This window comes from Methylobacterium sp. J-067 (assembly GCF_022829465.1).
GTDB lineage: Bacteria > Pseudomonadota > Alphaproteobacteria > Rhizobiales > Beijerinckiaceae > Methylobacterium > Methylobacterium litchii.
This window is the reverse complement of the sequence record NZ_JAKSXZ010000146.1, coordinates 229318-243483: the sequence shown is the minus strand read 5'-3', so window position 1 is coordinate 243483 and position 14166 is coordinate 229318. Positions and strand designations below refer to the sequence as shown.

Genomic DNA, 14166 nt, shown 5'->3' with positions numbered 1-14166 from the left:
GCCCGAGATCGGGCAGCAAACCGGGGAGGGCGGGGGGGCGGGGTGTCTCGGTCACGGACCCGGTGTGCGGGAAACGGGGGCGACGCGCAACGGGACGTCGCCTCCGAATCGTGGGCCGATCAGCCCCGGTAGCAGCGGATCTCGGCCTCGGCCTGGGCGCGGCGCAGGTCGGCGACCTTGTCGTCGAACACCTTGGTCGACTTGAACTCGTTGGCCCGCTGGCCGATGCCCTGGCGCATCGACAGGATCGTGCTCGCCTGCACGTACTTGTCGTAAGGCAGGATCGCCGCGAGCTGATCCACCGAGCAGGAGCACTTCTCCAGGCTATCGCGGGTCTGCCCGTTGGCGGCCATGCAGCCGAAGACGTAATCCACCCGCGCGTTGGTCGGGTAATCGTTCTCCTCGGCGGCGCGGCCGGGCGCGGCGGCGAGGCCGGCACCCAGGGCGGTGAGGATCGCGAGACTAGCCAGCCTTCTGATCATAGCCGAGCTTCTCTTCCAGCAATTCGCCGCCATCCTTGGTCTTGGACACGGCTTCCATGGACACGATCTCGCCCGGGACCGAGGGCGAGGTGACGAAGGTGTAGGTCAGGTTCTCGAGGCCGCGCATGCGCTCGCCCATCGGATCGCCCAGGAAGGGCTGCATCTCGATGCGATACGCATCGACCTGCTTGCCGTCGAACGGGATCTTGACCGGCGTGACGGTCGCCTTCTCGCGCATGCCCTTGCGGATCGCGAGCTTCAGGTAACGCGGGTTCGCCTCCAGCACCTTAGAGAGCGCCATCACGTGGTTCTCGAGGAACAGCGGCACGATGGGGTTGCCCACCATGTCCTCGAACGGCCCCGCCGGGCGGCGGTTCAGGCCGGAGAACATGGCGACGTCCATGTTGCGGCCATCGGGCTGCTTGCCCGGCTCGACCTTGATCGTCACCGTGTCCTGCAGCGGGGCGCCGAAGGGGCCCTTCTCGATGCCGGAGCGGCGCAGGTAATCGTAGGTGATGATGCTGCCCGGCGCCGCGTTCTTCATCTGCGGCTGCTCGAACAGCAGGTCGGCGGCGCTGGGGGCGGCCGTGGCGTTGGCTTGCGTCGGCGCGGGCGTTTCCGTGGCCGACACGAGGGTCGGGACGGACAGGCCGAGGGCGAGGACAGCCGCGACGGGGATGAGTCTCACGAAGAGGCACCTTCTTTCAGCGGCGAGCGGATGTTGCTGCCGATCGTGCGGTAGACGTAGTCGGGAGGCGTCTCGGCCGCCTCCTCGACGGCGAGGGCACGCACCTTGGCGTGCAACGGGGAGAGGGAGCAGGCCGGATCGGTCGCCGCCGCATCGCCCGCGAGCGCGAGCGCCTGGCAGCGGCATCCGCCCCAATCCTTCTCACGGCGGTCGCAGGAGCGGCAGGGCTCCTGCATCCAATCGGTGCCGCGATAGGCGGTGAAGGCCGGCGAGTCCCGCCAGATCTCCCCGAGGGAATGGTCCGTCACGTGCCAGAATTCGAGGCCGGGGATCGTCTCCGCCGCGTGGCAGGGCAACACTTTGCCCTGGGGCGTGACGTTCATCAGCTTGCGGCCCCAGCCGCCGGCACAGGCCTTCGGGTACTTGGCGTAATAGTCCGGCACCACGAGGTCGATGACGAGCTGGCCCTTCAGCCGCTCGCGGGCGGCCTCGACGATGCGGATCGACTCGTCCACCTGGGCCTTGTTCGGCATCAGCGCGGCGCGGTTCACGTAGGCCCAGCCGTAATATTGCGTGTGCGCCACTTCGAGGCGCTTGGCGCCCATCTTCACCGCGAGATCGATGAAGCCCGCCACCTCGTGGATGTTGCCCCGGTGGATCACCGAGTTCAGCGTCAGCGGCAGGCCGAGTTCCACCACCTTGGCGGCGAAGGTCATCTTCTGCGGCTGGGCGTTCTTCAGGCCGCCGATCTTCTCGGCATTGGCGGCATCGACGCCCTGCACCGACAATTGCACGTGGTCGAGCCCGACGTCGTAGAGCGCCTGGAGCTTGTCCAGCGCCCCGCCGACGCCGGAGGTGATGAGGTTCGAGTACAGGCCGAGATCGGCGCAGGTCTTGGTGATCTCGACGATGTCGTTGCGGGCGGTGGGCTCGCCGCCCGACAGGTGGACGTGCAGCACGCCGAGGCCCGCCGCCTCCCGCAGCACCCGCTGCCACGTCGCCGTGTCGAGTTCCCCCGAGCGGCGGTCGAGTTCCAGCGGGTTCGAGCAATAGGGGCAGCGCAGGGGGCAACGGTGGGTCAGCTCCGCGAGGAGCCCCACCGGTGCCGGCGCTTCCGGGCGGATCGGCGCCTGTGCGTTCATCGCTCCAACACCCGCTTCTCCGCGAGGCCGTCGAGCATCACGCAGATATCCGCCTCGATCGCGCGCGGATCGGCGGCGTAGACCGTGCCCAACTCGTCGGCGATCTGGGACACCGTGCGCGACCCGTCCACCAGCTTGAGGACGGCGACGGCATTGTCGTCGAGGTCGAAGGTGCGCTCGGGGGCGAGGAGCACATACTTGCCGCGGGTCTCGTCGTTGCGCAGGCGGACGCCGCGCGGCAGGCGCGGAGTGTCGCCCGGCGCGGTCTTGCGCGGGCCGGCTTCCGCCTTGGGCGCATCCGCCCCGGCGACGAGGCCGACGCCCGGCTGCCATGCATCCGGCGGGATCATGCCGGGCGCCACATAGGCGAAGTAGAGCGCGTCGAGCTGCACCCAGAGGACGTTGCACTTGAAGGTCAGCGCGGCCATCGCCTGGCGCTGCAATTCCGGCGTCGTCGCGTGCTTCTTGACGTAGTCGAGGGCGAAGTCGGCATCGCGCGGCGCCTGGGTGAGGCGCTTGTCGAAGTAGGCCAGCGTCTCCTTCGTGATGAAGTCGTAGTTCTTCAGCATCCCGGCGACGCGCTCGGAGATGATGGTCGGCGAAAACATCTCGGTCAGTGACGAGGCGATGGCCTCCAGGAGCGACCGCTCCGAGACGAAATGCACATAGGCTTCCACGGCGAACTTGGTCGCGGAGAGGATGCCGTTCGTGGAGAGCACGTAGTCGCGCTGGAAGCCGACGCCCTCGGCAAGCTTCAGCCAGCGCTCGATGCCGCCGTCGCCGGGGCCGTCGCCGTCATGATCCACGATGCGCTGGCGCCAGATCCGCCGCAGCTCGGCATCGTGCATCCGGGCGAGGACGGCGGAATCCTTCACCGGAATCATCGCCTGATAATAGTAGCGGTTGAGCGCCCAGGCCCGGACCTGATCCTTCGAGAGCTCGCCGTCATGCAGCAGGCGGTGGAACGGGTGCAGGATATGGTAGCGCCGGGCGCCGATGTCGCGCAGGGCGGCTTCCATTTCGTCGCCGGTGAGGAGGCGTTCGCTCTCCGCGGCATCCGGGGTCGGGAAGATGGCGTTCATGGCGTTTCCGGCGTCCGACTTCGGCTCGTGCCCGATGGTCTTGTGACCGACTTCTTGGCGTTGCCCGGACCGAGTGCACGGTCCCAGACCGGGGATGTGGGTACGAGACGCGCCCACTTAAATGGTGCGCGACGCTCAGAGCTGTAGGGCCAGCCCGTCGTGAGCGACCGTCCATCCTGCGGATTCGACGTCGGCCCGCTCGGCCGAGCCCTCCACGAGGACGGGATTGGTGTTGTTGATGTGGACGAAGACCCTCCGCCCGATGGAGACGCCCGACAGGGCCTCGATCGAGCCGTTCTCGCCCCGCATCGGCACATGGCCCATGCGCCAGCCGGTCTTGGTGCCGACGCCGGCCCGGATCATGTCGTCGTCGTGCAGGACGGTGCCGTCGAACAGCAGGGCATCCACCCCGTCGAGGCGGGCCCGCACCGCGTCGTCCACCAGGGCGCAGCCCGGGATGTAGGCAAGGCGGCGGCCATTGGCCTCGATCATCGCGCCGACCGTCGTCTCGGTCACCGCGCCGATCTCGACCTCGGCGCCTTCCAGCCAGAGCGGCACCTTCCCCGGCACCGCGAACAGCGTGACGGTGAGGCCGGGCAGGGGTTCGAACGTGGTCTCCAGGGCGACGCTGGTGCGCTTCACCACGCCCTCGGCCATCACGTCGAACACGCGGTTCGCGTTGACGGAGTCGAGGATGCCGGAGGTCGCATAGAGCGTATAGGGCTGGCCCTCGCGCAGCGTCAGCAGCCCGGCCACATGGTCGACGTCGCCGTTCGTGAGCAGCACGGCGCGGATCGGGGAATGGCGTAGCCCCCCGCGCGGATGCATCGCGCTGTTGTCGAACAACTGCTGGCGGATGTCGGGAGAAGCATTGATCAGCAGCCAGTCATCGCCATCGGCGGACACGGCAATACTGGATTGCGTCCTGGGGCGGACGCGTTCCGGCTCGCTGCGTGCGAGGGAGCAGATGGGGCAGCGGCAATTCCATTGAGGAAGCCCGCCGCCCGCAGCGGAGCCGAGAACCACGACGCGCATGGTGCGTCTCCCGCGATTCCCGGCCCGCTTGAAATCAGTTGAACGTGTCGATCTCGGCCGACTCGTAGCTCGTCACTTCCATGCCGACGCAGATCTCGGACACGACGGGGGCAGCCCAGGCCATGGTGTTTCTCCTTAGTAATTCGTTCACCGAGCGTCCTCAGATCAATCCTAAGAGGACCCTAAGACACTGATGGCGCTCTCGTTTCTGGCGCAGGACTGATATTGTCCATTTGCCCTTCGCATTCAAGCACCAAATTGCCGGATCATCCCAAATTTTTCGTGAGAGGTTAGCCGAAGGGATTGATCCAACAAAATAATTCCGCTCGGACTCCCGCTATCCCCCAAAGGTCCAAGACAGAACGTCACTGGCGAAAATCCGGACCCCGGGATTCCAGCATGAAGCCCTTGCCGCGCACCGTGGTGAGGACCGGGCCGCCGTAGCGGACGAAATCCGCCATCTTGGAGCGGAGATAGCCGATATAGACATCGACCACGTTCAGGGAGAGCCCGCCCTGGCTCGCCCAGAGCCGGTCGAAGATCTCGGCGCGGGAGACCGGCTTGCCGAGGCTGTCCATGAGCATGGCGAGGAGTTCCGCCTCCCGCGGGGTGAGGCGGGCGCTGGCCTCGCCGCAGGTGACCTGCCGGGTGTCGAGGTCGAAATGCAGCCGGCCGGCGACGAGGCGGGAGCGCGGCGCCTCGGCCTGCTGGCGGCGCATGAGGTGGGTGCGCAGCCGGGCGACCAGTTCGTCGAACTCGAACGGCTTGACGATGTAGTCGTCGGCGCCGAGCGCCAGACCCTCGGCCCGGTCGCGGATCTCGTCGCGGGCCGAGAGGAACAGGATCGGGCCGGAGAAGCCGCCTTCGCGGAGGGAGCGGCAGACGTCGTGGCCGGACCCGTCCGGCAGGCCGACATCGAGGAGCACGGCGCCGGGGGCGGGGTCGCGGGCGGCCTTCAGGGCGTCGCCGACGCTGTCGGCGGTGCCGACCTCGAACCCCTCGGCTTCCAGGCCACGGGCGAGAAGGCCCCGGATATCGATGTCGTCCTCGACGATCAGGATCCGCGTCATGCGGCCGGCTCCCTCAGCTTCCCTCCGGCATCCGTCCGCGCGGACGCTCGGTCCATCCATGCCGGCTCGGCGGCGGGAATGTCCAGGCGGACGCGGGCGCCGCGTCCGCCCCCGCCGGCACCGAGATGCAGCGTGCCGCCATGCTGCTCCACCACCCAGCGGGCGAGCGCGAGGCCGATGCCGAAGCCGGTCTCGTCCGGGGCGGGGGCGCCGTCCACGCGCTTGCCGCGCTTGAACCGCTCGGTCAGTTCGGACTCCGGCGCGCCGAAGCCCGGCCCGTCGTCGGTGACGGTGATGCGCGCCGCGTTCTCATCGACCCGCGCCAGCGCGACCTCGACGCGGGTGAGCCCGGTGGCGTGGCGCAGGGCGTTGTCGATCAGGCTCTCGACCGTCTGGCGCAGCCATTCCCGGTCGGCCACGCATTCCACGTCCTCGGCGCCGGGCAGGAGGTCGAGGGCGATCCGGCGGCGGGCGGCTTCGGAGGACATCGTGTCCACCGCCTCGGCCAGGACGGCGGCGACGCCGAGCGGCCGGCGGTCCAGCTCGATCTCCCCGGATTCGGAGCGGGCGACGCGGAGCAGATCCTCCACCCGGCGCTTCAGCCGCTGGGCGCGCTTGCGGATGGTGGTGAAGGCCGGCGTCGGGTCGGCGGCGCGGGCGGCGCCCCGCATGGCGATGTCGCATTCGCCGAGGATGACGGTGAGCGGCGTGCGCAATTCGTGGCTGACATCGGCGAAGAAGCGGCGGCGGGAGCGGTCCACCGCCTCCAGCCGGGCGTTGGCAGCGCGCAGATCCGCCGTGCGGGCGGCGATGGTCGATTCGAGGGCCGCCCGGTCGGCCGCGACGTGCACCTCCCGGCGGGAGAGGCGCGCGGCCATGCGGTTCACGTTGGCCATCAGCAGGCCGAGTTCGTCGCGGGATTGAACGGGCAGGCGTGTGTCGAGGGCGCCGCGTCCGATGGCGCTGGCGGCGAGCCGCACCTCCACGATCCGCGCCAGGATCGGCCGGGTCAGCATGCGGTAGAGGATCAGGAGCAGCACCAGGGCCGCCGCCACGGCAACCACCGCCGCGAGCCGCAGGCGGCTCGACAATTCGCGCGCCTCCTCGGAGCCCCGCGTCATGCTCCGACGCTCGGCCTCGATCAGGAAGGAGAGCGGCTGGCCGGTCATGGCCCCGAAGCCGTTGAGGGCGCCCTTGATCGAATCCTGGCGCTTCTCCGGATCCATCTGACGGCTGATGAGCGAGACCTGCCGGTCGAGGACCGCCCGCGCCCCGCGCAATTGCGACATCGGCCGCGAGCGCATGGCGTATTGCATCCGGTCGGTCGGGTCGTCGCTTGGCGGGAAGGAGCGCGCCATGGCCTCGTCCACGGCGATCAGCGCCTTATCGACGTTGGCGCGGGCGATGGCCATGGCCTCGGGCTGGCCGTCCGGGTTGCCCACCGTCTCCACGGCGGCGAGGCCGAACTGGGTGAGCCGGCCGGAGAGTTCCGCCAGGAGTTCGAGGCGCCCCTGGGCGGCGAGCGTCCGGTCCACCGTCCGCTCGGCCAGCCCGATCGAGGCCAGCACGGCCGCCGCCGCCAGCAGCACCACAATGGCGCTGACGGCGAAGAGGATGGCGAACCGGGCCTTCAGCGAGCCCATGGGCGCAGGCCCTTCACGGCTTCTTGGCCGCGCAGCGCCACTTCGCGACGTGCCATTCGGGATTCTCGTCCTGCCACTGGGCGAGCACGCTCTGCGAATTGCGCAGGCAGACGAAGGCGTTGGCGGACCCGCCGCCCACCGGGATCTGCTCGTCGCGGCAGGTGGCGGGCTGGGCGATGAGGCAGGCGGACAGAAGCAGCAGCAAGGGCGATCTCCCGAATGCCGGCCATCGTCTCGGGCCGGCTTGCGCTCAGCATAATCCGGCCCGGCGCCGTGTGGACAGGGCCAAGGCCCGCGCCCAGGGAGCGCAGGCCCGCGCCGTTCAGCCCGCGACCCAGATCTCGCCCTTGGCCAGGGTCGCGAGGTCGCCGGAATAGCGCCGCAGGGGCCTGTCCAGCAGCGCAGCATGGGCCTCGCTCACGGCGCGCAGATGCTTGCCGAGGAGGCGCAGGAACACGAGGTCGTGGCTCCCGGTCTCCACGAAGGTCGGCGACAGGGTGCCGTGCTTGCCGGTGACGAGGGTGCCCCGGCGCATGCCGTAGCCCGGCAGGTCGCCGACTTCGAGGGCGGCGATGGTGCCCGCGATCATCCGCGCACCGGCATGGGCGCCGGCCTGGCCGACCAGGATCAGCCCCCGGCGCATCCGGTCGCCACAATGGGCCCCGGCCCGGCCGCGCACGATCAGCGTCGCCCCGTCGAGCCCGGCCTTGGCCGCGTAGACGGCGCCGCCCGCGTAGTCGCCTGCGTCGCCTTCGATGGTGATGGTGCCGCCGGTGGCGCCGGAGCCCGCATAGGGGCCGGCATGTCCGGTGACGGTGAGCGTGCCCGACGCCATGCCCGCGCCGAGGCGCTGGCCGACATCGCCGACGACGCGGATCGTCCCCCCGGAGAGGGAGGCGCCGACCCGGTCGAGGCGCTCGTGCCCGCCCTCGATGGTCAGGCTGTCGGAGCCATCGAGGGAGACGGCGAAGCAATCGCCGAGCTTCACGCCCCGGCGGCTGGTGCCGATCTCCAGCCGTTCGGCCTCGGCCTGGGTGAGGCCGCTCAGGGCGAGGGGGGAGATGGAGAGGAAGTCCAGGCGCTCGGGGGGCGCCTCGCGGAGCGTGAGGGTGCTCAAGGCTCAGCCCTCCTGGCCGGCGGCCGGCGCGAGCAGGTCGCGCAGGTGGTAGTGGTGGCGGCCGAGATTGCCGCCGTAATTGCCCGCCGTGACGGCGATCAGCCCGTGCCGCTCGCCGACCTCTGTGGCGGCGTGCAGCCCCGCCCGCATGGAATCGGACACGCCCTGCGAGGTGAGGGCGTCGATGACGATCTCCAGCACCACGCCGCATTCGGGCGGCAGGGCGGAGCCGGCCCGGCCCTTGAGGGTCGGGCAATAGGCGTCGTTGGTGGAGGCCATCATGCCCTTGGTCCGCCCGCCGACCTTCGAGCCGGAGCGGACGATGCCGCCGGGGAAGGGCAGGATCGCACCGGGGATGGAGGAGGCTGCCTCGACCGCGAACTCGGCGACCTTCAGCGTCTCGGCATGGGTGCGGCCGAGGAACAGCAGGTTGCCGCCGCCCACAGCGCCCTCGACGGCGCGGACCGAATCCTCGCAGAGGAATTCGCCGTCCATCACCGGGATTCGCCAGTAGCGGCGCTCCTTGCCGGTCTCGTCGGGCACACGCTTGGCGATGGCGAAGCCGTCACCGAAGTAGCGGATCGCTCCCCCGAGCTTGATCTTGTTCGGCCCGTCCACCCCCGCGTAGCAGGCGGTGCCGGGGCAGGTGAGGATGCACTGGCCGACCCGCTTGATGAGCTGGTCCTTCAGGCCGTTCGGCTCGAAGCCGAACAGCAGGATGCGCACGCCCGGCCGCCCGTCCGGCGTCTGGTCGGGCGAGAGGATGGCGTCGATCCCGGCCTCGGCGCCGCAGCCGATCACCGAGGTGGCGAAGCCGGTCATGGTCGTGGCCGCGATCATCGCCCATTTGGGCGTGTCGTTGGTGACGACGATGGCCGTGCCCGCGACATCGAACGCCTCGGCGAAGGTGTCGATGACGCGGATGCCGTTGAGGGTGAGATCAGACATGGGGTGCGGCTCGCTGGTCACGCCCGACATGGCACGGCCTCGAAGGTCGGTGCGTCGAACGCCTCGTCCGGCACGGTGAAGCTGTCGAGCCCGGTGCCGAAGCGGTCGGTGAGGTAGGTATCGGTGCGCTTCTCCATCGCCCGGTCGGATTCGACGGTGAGCGACAGGGTGCGGCCCGCCCGCCAGTCCACGACCTCGCCGTCCTCGACGATCGGCGTGCCGTCCTTGAGCACGAGCTTGGCGGCGGTGAACATCGCCGTGCGGTTCGGGTCGTCGCGGTAGACCGCCACGTCCGCCCGCGCCCCGGCGCGCAGGTGCCCCCGGTCGTCAAGGCCCAGCAGCTTCGCCGGGCCGGAGCGGGTGAGCTGCGCGATCTCGGAGAGGGTGTATTCCCGCTCGATCCCCGGCAGGCCGCTGCGCTCGCCGACGATACCCGGCAGCGTCGCGATCTCGCGCTCGCGCTCCGACCTGTCCATCAGCAGGTGGATGATGCGCGGGTACTGCGTGAACGGGCCGCCGTTCGGGTGGTCCGTGGTGAGGATCGTCCGCTCCGGATCGGGCGACAGGAGCATGATCTCCAGGCCGATGGCCCATTGCAGCGAAGACGTCGGCCCCTTCGGCCGGTAGAGGAACGGCACCACGCCGCCGCCCTCCGCGTCGCCCGCGTTCAGCACCCACTTCTTCGGGTTAGCGCCCTTGCGGCCGGCGAACTGGCGCAGGATGTCGAGGGAGACCGTCACCGTCTGGCCGAACACCACCTGCCCGATATCGAGCGTGGCCTGCGGGTTGTCGCCGATGGCGCGGGCGATGCGCTCGGCGGCCGAGCGGAAGCCCTTGCCGTCGTCGGTCTCGCCATAGGCGTAGAACTGCGCGTGGGCGAAGTGGATGCGCCGCCCCTCCGCCGCGTCGAGGGTCGCCATGAACGAATCGTCGGCGCCCGGCAGGCCGAGGTTGTTGCAGTGGACGTGCAGCGGGTGCGGCACGCCGATCTCCTCCACCGCGTCGAGGAGCGAGCCCATGATCGTGCGCGTCGAGAGCCCGTAGCAGGGGATCTCGTCATCGAGGGAGAGCTTCAGGGCGCCGTCCTTGAAGGCCGAGGCGCCGCCCGCGTTGATGCACTTCACACCGAGCCCGCGCGAGGTCGCCACGTTGAGGGCCACGAGGTCCCGCACCGCCGCCTTGCCCTCGCCGTCGCGGAGCAGTTGCAGCAGCTGGTCGTCGTTGCCCATCACCGTCAGGGCGCCCCGGTCGAGGAGCGGGATGTCGGCGAGTTCGAGTTGCGTGCCGAGCGCATGGGTCGGCGGCATCGCCGGCTCGACGGCGGTGGTGTAGCCCATCCGCGCATAGGTCGAGCCGATCCAGGCGGCGGCCCCGCCGGCATGGGCAAAGGGGTGCCCCTCCGGCGCCGCCTCGCTCACGTAGAGCTCGGGCAGCAGCAGCCGCGAGGTGATGACGTTGCCGCCCGCGATGTGCGAGTGCACCTCGACGCCGCCCGCCATCACGACGCAGCCCGCCGCGTCGATCACCCTGTCGGGCTCGCGCCCCGGTGCCTCGATCACCCGGCCGTCCTCGATCCAGACGTCGCCGACGGCGTCGCGGGACGCGGTCGGATCGACGACGCGCCCGCCCCGGATCACACTCAGCATGCGGTGCCACTCCTCGCAGCGAGTCGGTTTGTCAGACGTCCCAGCACGGAGGCGGCCGAGGGAAGGTCCGCCGGGGCGGATCCTCCCGTCTGGGCCGGCCAGTAGGTGAGGGCGCCCCGCGTCTCGTTCCACAGCACCCCGCCGACGTCGCGGCCGGGCACGCCCACGGCGATCACCACCTCGGCGGCGTCGGGGCTCGCCTCGCCGACCAGCGCCACGGAGGGTACCTGCCCGAGCCAGTCGGGCCGGGGGGCGGGCAGCGAGGACAGCCACAGGGCTGCATCGGCCTCGCCCGCCGCGACCTGCCGGGCGGCATCGAAGCGCCAGGGATCGTGCTCGGGCACCTTGCGGCCGAGGCCGACGCGCGGAGCCTGACCCGTCGTCCAGGCCGAGACGGGCACCACGGCCCTGTCCTGGTTCCGGTGGCCGCCGGAGACCGCGAGTGAGAAGGCGCGCGTCCTGTCGTTGAGGTCGATGACGAGCCCCTGAACAGTCTCGACGCCCATCTCACCGATCTCGGCGGGATCGTAGAGCACCACCACGTACTGCGCGGCGGCGAGCTTGGAGGCCAGCACGGCGGTGGGCGACTCGTCGGCGAGGTGCCCCCGGAAATGGGCACGCAGCCGCGCCAGGGCCGGCAGCACGCCGCCCTCGTTGGCACCGTCCAGCGCCAGGATGGCCCGCGTGGCACCCGCCGCCCGGCCCCGCGTGGGGGCGCCGGCCTCGATGCGGCCGAGAAGCTCGCTTTTCGCGGGCGCCGACCCGAGCACGAGCACGGCGTCGGCCCGGCCGACCGCTTCGGCCGGCGTCGAGGTCATCGCGCCGACGCGGGCGAGGGCGCCGAGTTCGGCATAGGTGCCGGCCGCGCCGTCCGTGTCGAGGGAGGCGCCCACGCGCCCGGCGAGATCGAAGGCCGCCCGAATGGCGGAGACTTCGGCGTTGAGGCCGGCGATGACCGGCATCCGTGCCGCGCCCAACAGGTCGGCGGCCGCTGCGATGGCGGCGTCGATGTCGGTGGCCGCGCCTTTGACCCAGGCTGGCATTGCTCCCCTCGCTCGATCTTTCTTTCGACCCGCGGGGTCGAGGCCCCGGGAATCGTGAATCTCTGTCGGGCGGGCGACGGCCGTAAGACCGGAGGAGCGGGACAATCCACAAAGTCCCGCCGGCTCGGAATGGCCTGCCCGCCGGGCCCTGACCCGGACGGACGGCAAACTCGGCACGCCGTCGCGGGCCTAGGTTTGCCTTCATCGGGCGCTTCCGGCAAGGGCCTTGGCGGTTGCCCCGCCGGGTTTCCCGTGTGAGAAGCGCGCCAGTTCCGACGCCAGACCCGGAGGAAGGGGATCGCCGTGTCCGACGTCCCCGATTCTGCAGCGGAGAGCGTGCGCATCGAAGCGCCGGCCCGGCTGCATTTCGGCTTCCTCGACCTGCATGGCGGCCTCGGCCGCCGGTTCGGCAGTGTCGGGCTCGCCATCGACTCCCCCTCCCTGATCCTCACGGCGCGGCCCGCCGACAGCCTCCAGGCCGAGGGGCCGGAGGCCGAGCGCGTCCGGCGCTATGCGCAAGCCGCCGCCGCCCATCTCGGGGTCGGCACGCGGGTCGCCTTCCGGGTCGAGCAAGCGATTCCTGCCCATGCCGGGTTCGGCTCCGGCACGCAGCTCGCGCTCGCCGTCGCGGCGGCCCTGGCGCGGCTCGCCGGGCGGCCGTTCTCGCCGGAGGACTTTTCGAACGCACTGGATCGCGGCAACCGCTCGGGTGTGGGCCTGCGCGCCTTCACCGAGGGTGGGCTCATCGTCGATGGCGGGCGCGGGGCCGATGCCGCGCCGCCGCCGGTCATCGCCCGGCTGCCCTTCCCGGAGGCCTGGCGCCTCGTCCTGATCCTCGACACCAGCATGGCCGGCGTTCACGGCACGCGGGAGGTGGAGGCGTTCCGCGACCTGCCGCGCTTCCCCGAGGCCCAGGCCGCCGAGATCTGCCGCATCGTGCTGATGCAGGTGCTGCCGGCCTGCGTGACCGGCGACGCGGACGCCTTCGGTGCCGGCATCACCCGGATGCAGGATCTGGTGGGCGACCATTTCGCCCCGCACCAGGGCGGGCGCTACGCCAGCGCGTCCGTCGCCCGCGTGCTCGAACAGGCGGCGCAACGCGGCGTCGCCGGCTACGGGCAAAGCTCCTGGGGGCCGACCGGCTTCATCCTGGCCCGATCCGAGGAAGAGGCGAAGAGCCTCGTCTCCGGCCTCGACGGCGGCGACAGCTTGCGCTTCCTGATTGCGCGGGGACGCAATACCGGTGCAACGGTCGCCGGGGGAATCCGCGCCTGACGCGGGTCGCTTCCGCTTGACCGGGGGGCCTGCGGAAGACTTGTTTAAAGGAATCGGCTCCAGAAGGGGTCGATCAAAGGGAGAGGTCGAAGGAATGGCCCGCTCGATCCTGCACATGCTCACGCCGCTCCGGCACATGAGCCCGTTCGACGTGAACATGGCCGTCGATGCCGGCTTCGAGACGCTGGTGACGTACACGGAGGTCAGCCTCTCCGACGTCGTGTCGCTCACCCAGGACTCGATCTTCTCCCGCTCGCCGCAGGACGGGACCCGCACCGGCCTGTTCATCGGCGGCAAGAACGCCGAGGACGCCCTCGACATGGTCGACCGGGCGAAGAAGGCCTTCGTGCCGCCCTTCGTAAACCATGTCTTCGCCGATCCGGCGGGCTCGTTCACCACGGGCGCGGCCATGGTCGCGCAGGTCTCCCGCGCCCTGCGGGTGAAGTTCGGCACCGATCTCAAGGGCAAGCGCATCGTGATCTTCGGCGGCGCGGGCGTCGTCGCCTACGTGGCGGCGGTGATCGGCGCGCTGGAAGGTGCCAAGACCGTCCTCGTCGGCCATGACGGCGAGGAGCGCGTCTCCAAGATCGCCTTCACCATGAAGTGGCGCTTCGGGGTCGAGGTCGGCGCCGTGGACGGCACCACCCCCGCCGACCGCCGCGAGGCGATCCGCGACGCCGACGTGATCCTCTCCGCCGGCCCCGCCGGCATCCCGATCCTCACCGCCGACGACCTGTCCTGCGCAAGCAAGCTCCTCGTCGCGTCCGACGTGAACGCCGTGCCCCCGGCCGGCATCGCGGGGATCGACGTGAACGCGGTGGATGTGGAACTGCCCGGCGGCCGGGGCTTCGGCATCGGCGCCCTGGCGGTCGGCAACGTTAAGTACCAGACGCAGAAGCGCCTGTTCCAGCGGATGCTCGAATCCAACACGCCCCTCTGCCTCGATTTCCGCGACGCCTATCCCCTCGCGGTGGAGATCGCCGGCTGATTCGCTC

15 protein-coding genes are annotated in these 14166 nt (G+C 70.5%); 2 read left to right on the top strand and 13 right to left on the bottom strand.

The genetic code is table 11. The annotated features are described in order from the left end of the window. Window positions 1-119: 119 nt before the first annotated feature. The 13 genes from MKK52_RS24550 to MKK52_RS24490 all read right to left on the bottom strand — a co-directional run bounded on the left by MKK52_RS24550 (window position 120) and on the right by MKK52_RS24490 (window position 11896). Window positions 120-482: a hypothetical protein gene (locus MKK52_RS24550; protein ID WP_243958934.1), complete on the bottom strand. Its 363-nt coding sequence runs from the start codon at window positions 480-482 to the stop codon at window positions 120-122. Then, window positions 463-1170 (bottom strand): hypothetical protein, encoded by a 708-nt coding sequence (locus MKK52_RS24545; protein ID WP_409564734.1) that lies wholly within the window; start codon window positions 1168-1170, stop codon window positions 463-465. Before MKK52_RS24545 ends, MKK52_RS24550 begins: the two co-directional genes overlap by 20 nt. Beyond that, window positions 1167-2312 (bottom strand): pyrroloquinoline quinone biosynthesis protein PqqE, encoded by a 1146-nt coding sequence (gene pqqE, locus MKK52_RS24540; RefSeq protein ID WP_243958932.1) that lies wholly within the window; start codon window positions 2310-2312, stop codon window positions 1167-1169. The genes MKK52_RS24545 and pqqE overlap by 4 nt, the downstream gene beginning before the upstream one ends. After that, the gene (gene pqqC / locus MKK52_RS24535; RefSeq protein ID WP_243958930.1) at window positions 2309-3394 is read right to left on the bottom strand and encodes a pyrroloquinoline-quinone synthase PqqC; all 1086 of its coding nucleotides are present in this window, start codon (window positions 3392-3394) and stop codon (window positions 2309-2311) included. The genes pqqE and pqqC overlap by 4 nt, the downstream gene beginning before the upstream one ends. Before the next feature lie 135 nt (window positions 3395-3529). After that, the gene (pqqB, locus tag MKK52_RS24530; RefSeq protein ID WP_243958928.1) at window positions 3530-4429 is read right to left on the bottom strand and encodes a pyrroloquinoline quinone biosynthesis protein PqqB; all 900 of its coding nucleotides are present in this window, start codon (window positions 4427-4429) and stop codon (window positions 3530-3532) included. Between the two features lie 34 nt (window positions 4430-4463). Next, window positions 4464-4553, bottom strand: a complete 90-nt coding sequence (gene pqqA, locus MKK52_RS24525) for a pyrroloquinoline quinone precursor peptide PqqA (RefSeq protein WP_238204934.1) — start codon at window positions 4551-4553, stop codon at window positions 4464-4466. A gap of 241 nt (window positions 4554-4794) precedes the next feature. Then, the gene (locus MKK52_RS24520; RefSeq protein WP_243958926.1) at window positions 4795-5499 is read right to left on the bottom strand and encodes a response regulator transcription factor; all 705 of its coding nucleotides are present in this window, start codon (window positions 5497-5499) and stop codon (window positions 4795-4797) included. Further along, window positions 5496-7142 carry a sensor histidine kinase gene (locus tag MKK52_RS24515; protein WP_243958924.1) on the bottom strand — a complete coding sequence of 549 codons (1647 nt, stop codon included), beginning with the start codon at window positions 7140-7142 and terminating at the stop codon, window positions 5496-5498. The genes MKK52_RS24520 and MKK52_RS24515 overlap by 4 nt, the downstream gene beginning before the upstream one ends. A gap of 13 nt (window positions 7143-7155) precedes the next feature. After that, the gene (locus tag MKK52_RS24510; protein WP_243958922.1) at window positions 7156-7347 is read right to left on the bottom strand and encodes a hypothetical protein; all 192 of its coding nucleotides are present in this window, start codon (window positions 7345-7347) and stop codon (window positions 7156-7158) included. Between the two features lie 117 nt (window positions 7348-7464). Then, window positions 7465-8259: a formylmethanofuran dehydrogenase subunit C gene (locus MKK52_RS24505; RefSeq protein ID WP_243958920.1), complete on the bottom strand. Its 795-nt coding sequence runs from the start codon at window positions 8257-8259 to the stop codon at window positions 7465-7467. Window positions 8260-8262: 3 nt separating this feature from the next. Continuing rightward, window positions 8263-9207 carry a formylmethanofuran--tetrahydromethanopterin N-formyltransferase gene (fhcD, locus tag MKK52_RS24500; RefSeq protein ID WP_243958918.1) on the bottom strand — a complete coding sequence of 315 codons (945 nt, stop codon included), beginning with the start codon at window positions 9205-9207 and terminating at the stop codon, window positions 8263-8265. 17 nt (window positions 9208-9224) lie between these two features. Further along, a complete protein-coding gene (locus MKK52_RS24495; RefSeq protein ID WP_243958916.1) occupies window positions 9225-10853 on the bottom strand; it encodes a formylmethanofuran dehydrogenase subunit A in 1629 nt (542 codons plus the stop codon). Beyond that, window positions 10847-11896: a formyltransferase gene (locus MKK52_RS24490; protein ID WP_243958914.1), complete on the bottom strand. Its 1050-nt coding sequence runs from the start codon at window positions 11894-11896 to the stop codon at window positions 10847-10849. The genes MKK52_RS24495 and MKK52_RS24490 overlap by 7 nt, the downstream gene beginning before the upstream one ends. 303 nt (window positions 11897-12199) lie before the next feature. On the opposite strand from MKK52_RS24490, the gene MKK52_RS24485 reads away from it, so the two are divergent. Together MKK52_RS24485 and MKK52_RS24480 are read left to right on the top strand one after the other, a co-directional pair. Further along, a complete protein-coding gene (locus MKK52_RS24485) occupies window positions 12200-13171 on the top strand; it encodes a beta-ribofuranosylaminobenzene 5'-phosphate synthase family protein (protein WP_243958912.1) in 972 nt (323 codons plus the stop codon). Between the two features lie 94 nt (window positions 13172-13265). Beyond that, window positions 13266-14159, top strand: a complete 894-nt coding sequence (locus tag MKK52_RS24480; RefSeq protein ID WP_243958910.1) for an NADP-dependent methylenetetrahydromethanopterin/methylenetetrahydrofolate dehydrogenase — start codon at window positions 13266-13268, stop codon at window positions 14157-14159. Window positions 14160-14166 lie beyond the last annotated feature (7 nt).

What these genes read in the sequence shown, in the direction of transcription:
- pqqC (WP_243958930.1), bottom strand. Translation starts at nt 3,394, where the DNA reads ATGAACGCCATCTTCCCGACCCCGGATGCCGCGGAGAGCGAACGCCTC.
- MKK52_RS24520 (WP_243958926.1), bottom strand. Translation starts at nt 5,499, where the DNA reads ATGACGCGGATCCTGATCGTCGAGGACGACATCGATATCCGGGGCCTT.
- pqqE (WP_243958932.1), bottom strand. Translation starts at nt 2,312, where the DNA reads ATGAACGCACAGGCGCCGATCCGCCCGGAAGCGCCGGCACCGGTGGGG.
- pqqB (WP_243958928.1), bottom strand. Translation starts at nt 4,429, where the DNA reads ATGCGCGTCGTGGTTCTCGGCTCCGCTGCGGGCGGCGGGCTTCCTCAA.
- MKK52_RS24480 (WP_243958910.1), top strand. Translation starts at nt 13,266, where the DNA reads ATGGCCCGCTCGATCCTGCACATGCTCACGCCGCTCCGGCACATGAGC.
- MKK52_RS24550 (WP_243958934.1), bottom strand. Translation starts at nt 482, where the DNA reads ATGATCAGAAGGCTGGCTAGTCTCGCGATCCTCACCGCCCTGGGTGCC.
- MKK52_RS24495 (WP_243958916.1), bottom strand. Translation starts at nt 10,853, where the DNA reads ATGCTGAGTGTGATCCGGGGCGGGCGCGTCGTCGATCCGACCGCGTCC.
- pqqA (WP_238204934.1), bottom strand. Translation starts at nt 4,553, where the DNA reads ATGGCCTGGGCTGCCCCCGTCGTGTCCGAGATCTGCGTCGGCATGGAA.
- fhcD (WP_243958918.1), bottom strand. Translation starts at nt 9,207, where the DNA reads ATGTCTGATCTCACCCTCAACGGCATCCGCGTCATCGACACCTTCGCC.
- MKK52_RS24515 (WP_243958924.1), bottom strand. Translation starts at nt 7,142, where the DNA reads ATGGGCTCGCTGAAGGCCCGGTTCGCCATCCTCTTCGCCGTCAGCGCC.
- MKK52_RS24490 (WP_243958914.1), bottom strand. Translation starts at nt 11,896, where the DNA reads ATGCCAGCCTGGGTCAAAGGCGCGGCCACCGACATCGACGCCGCCATC.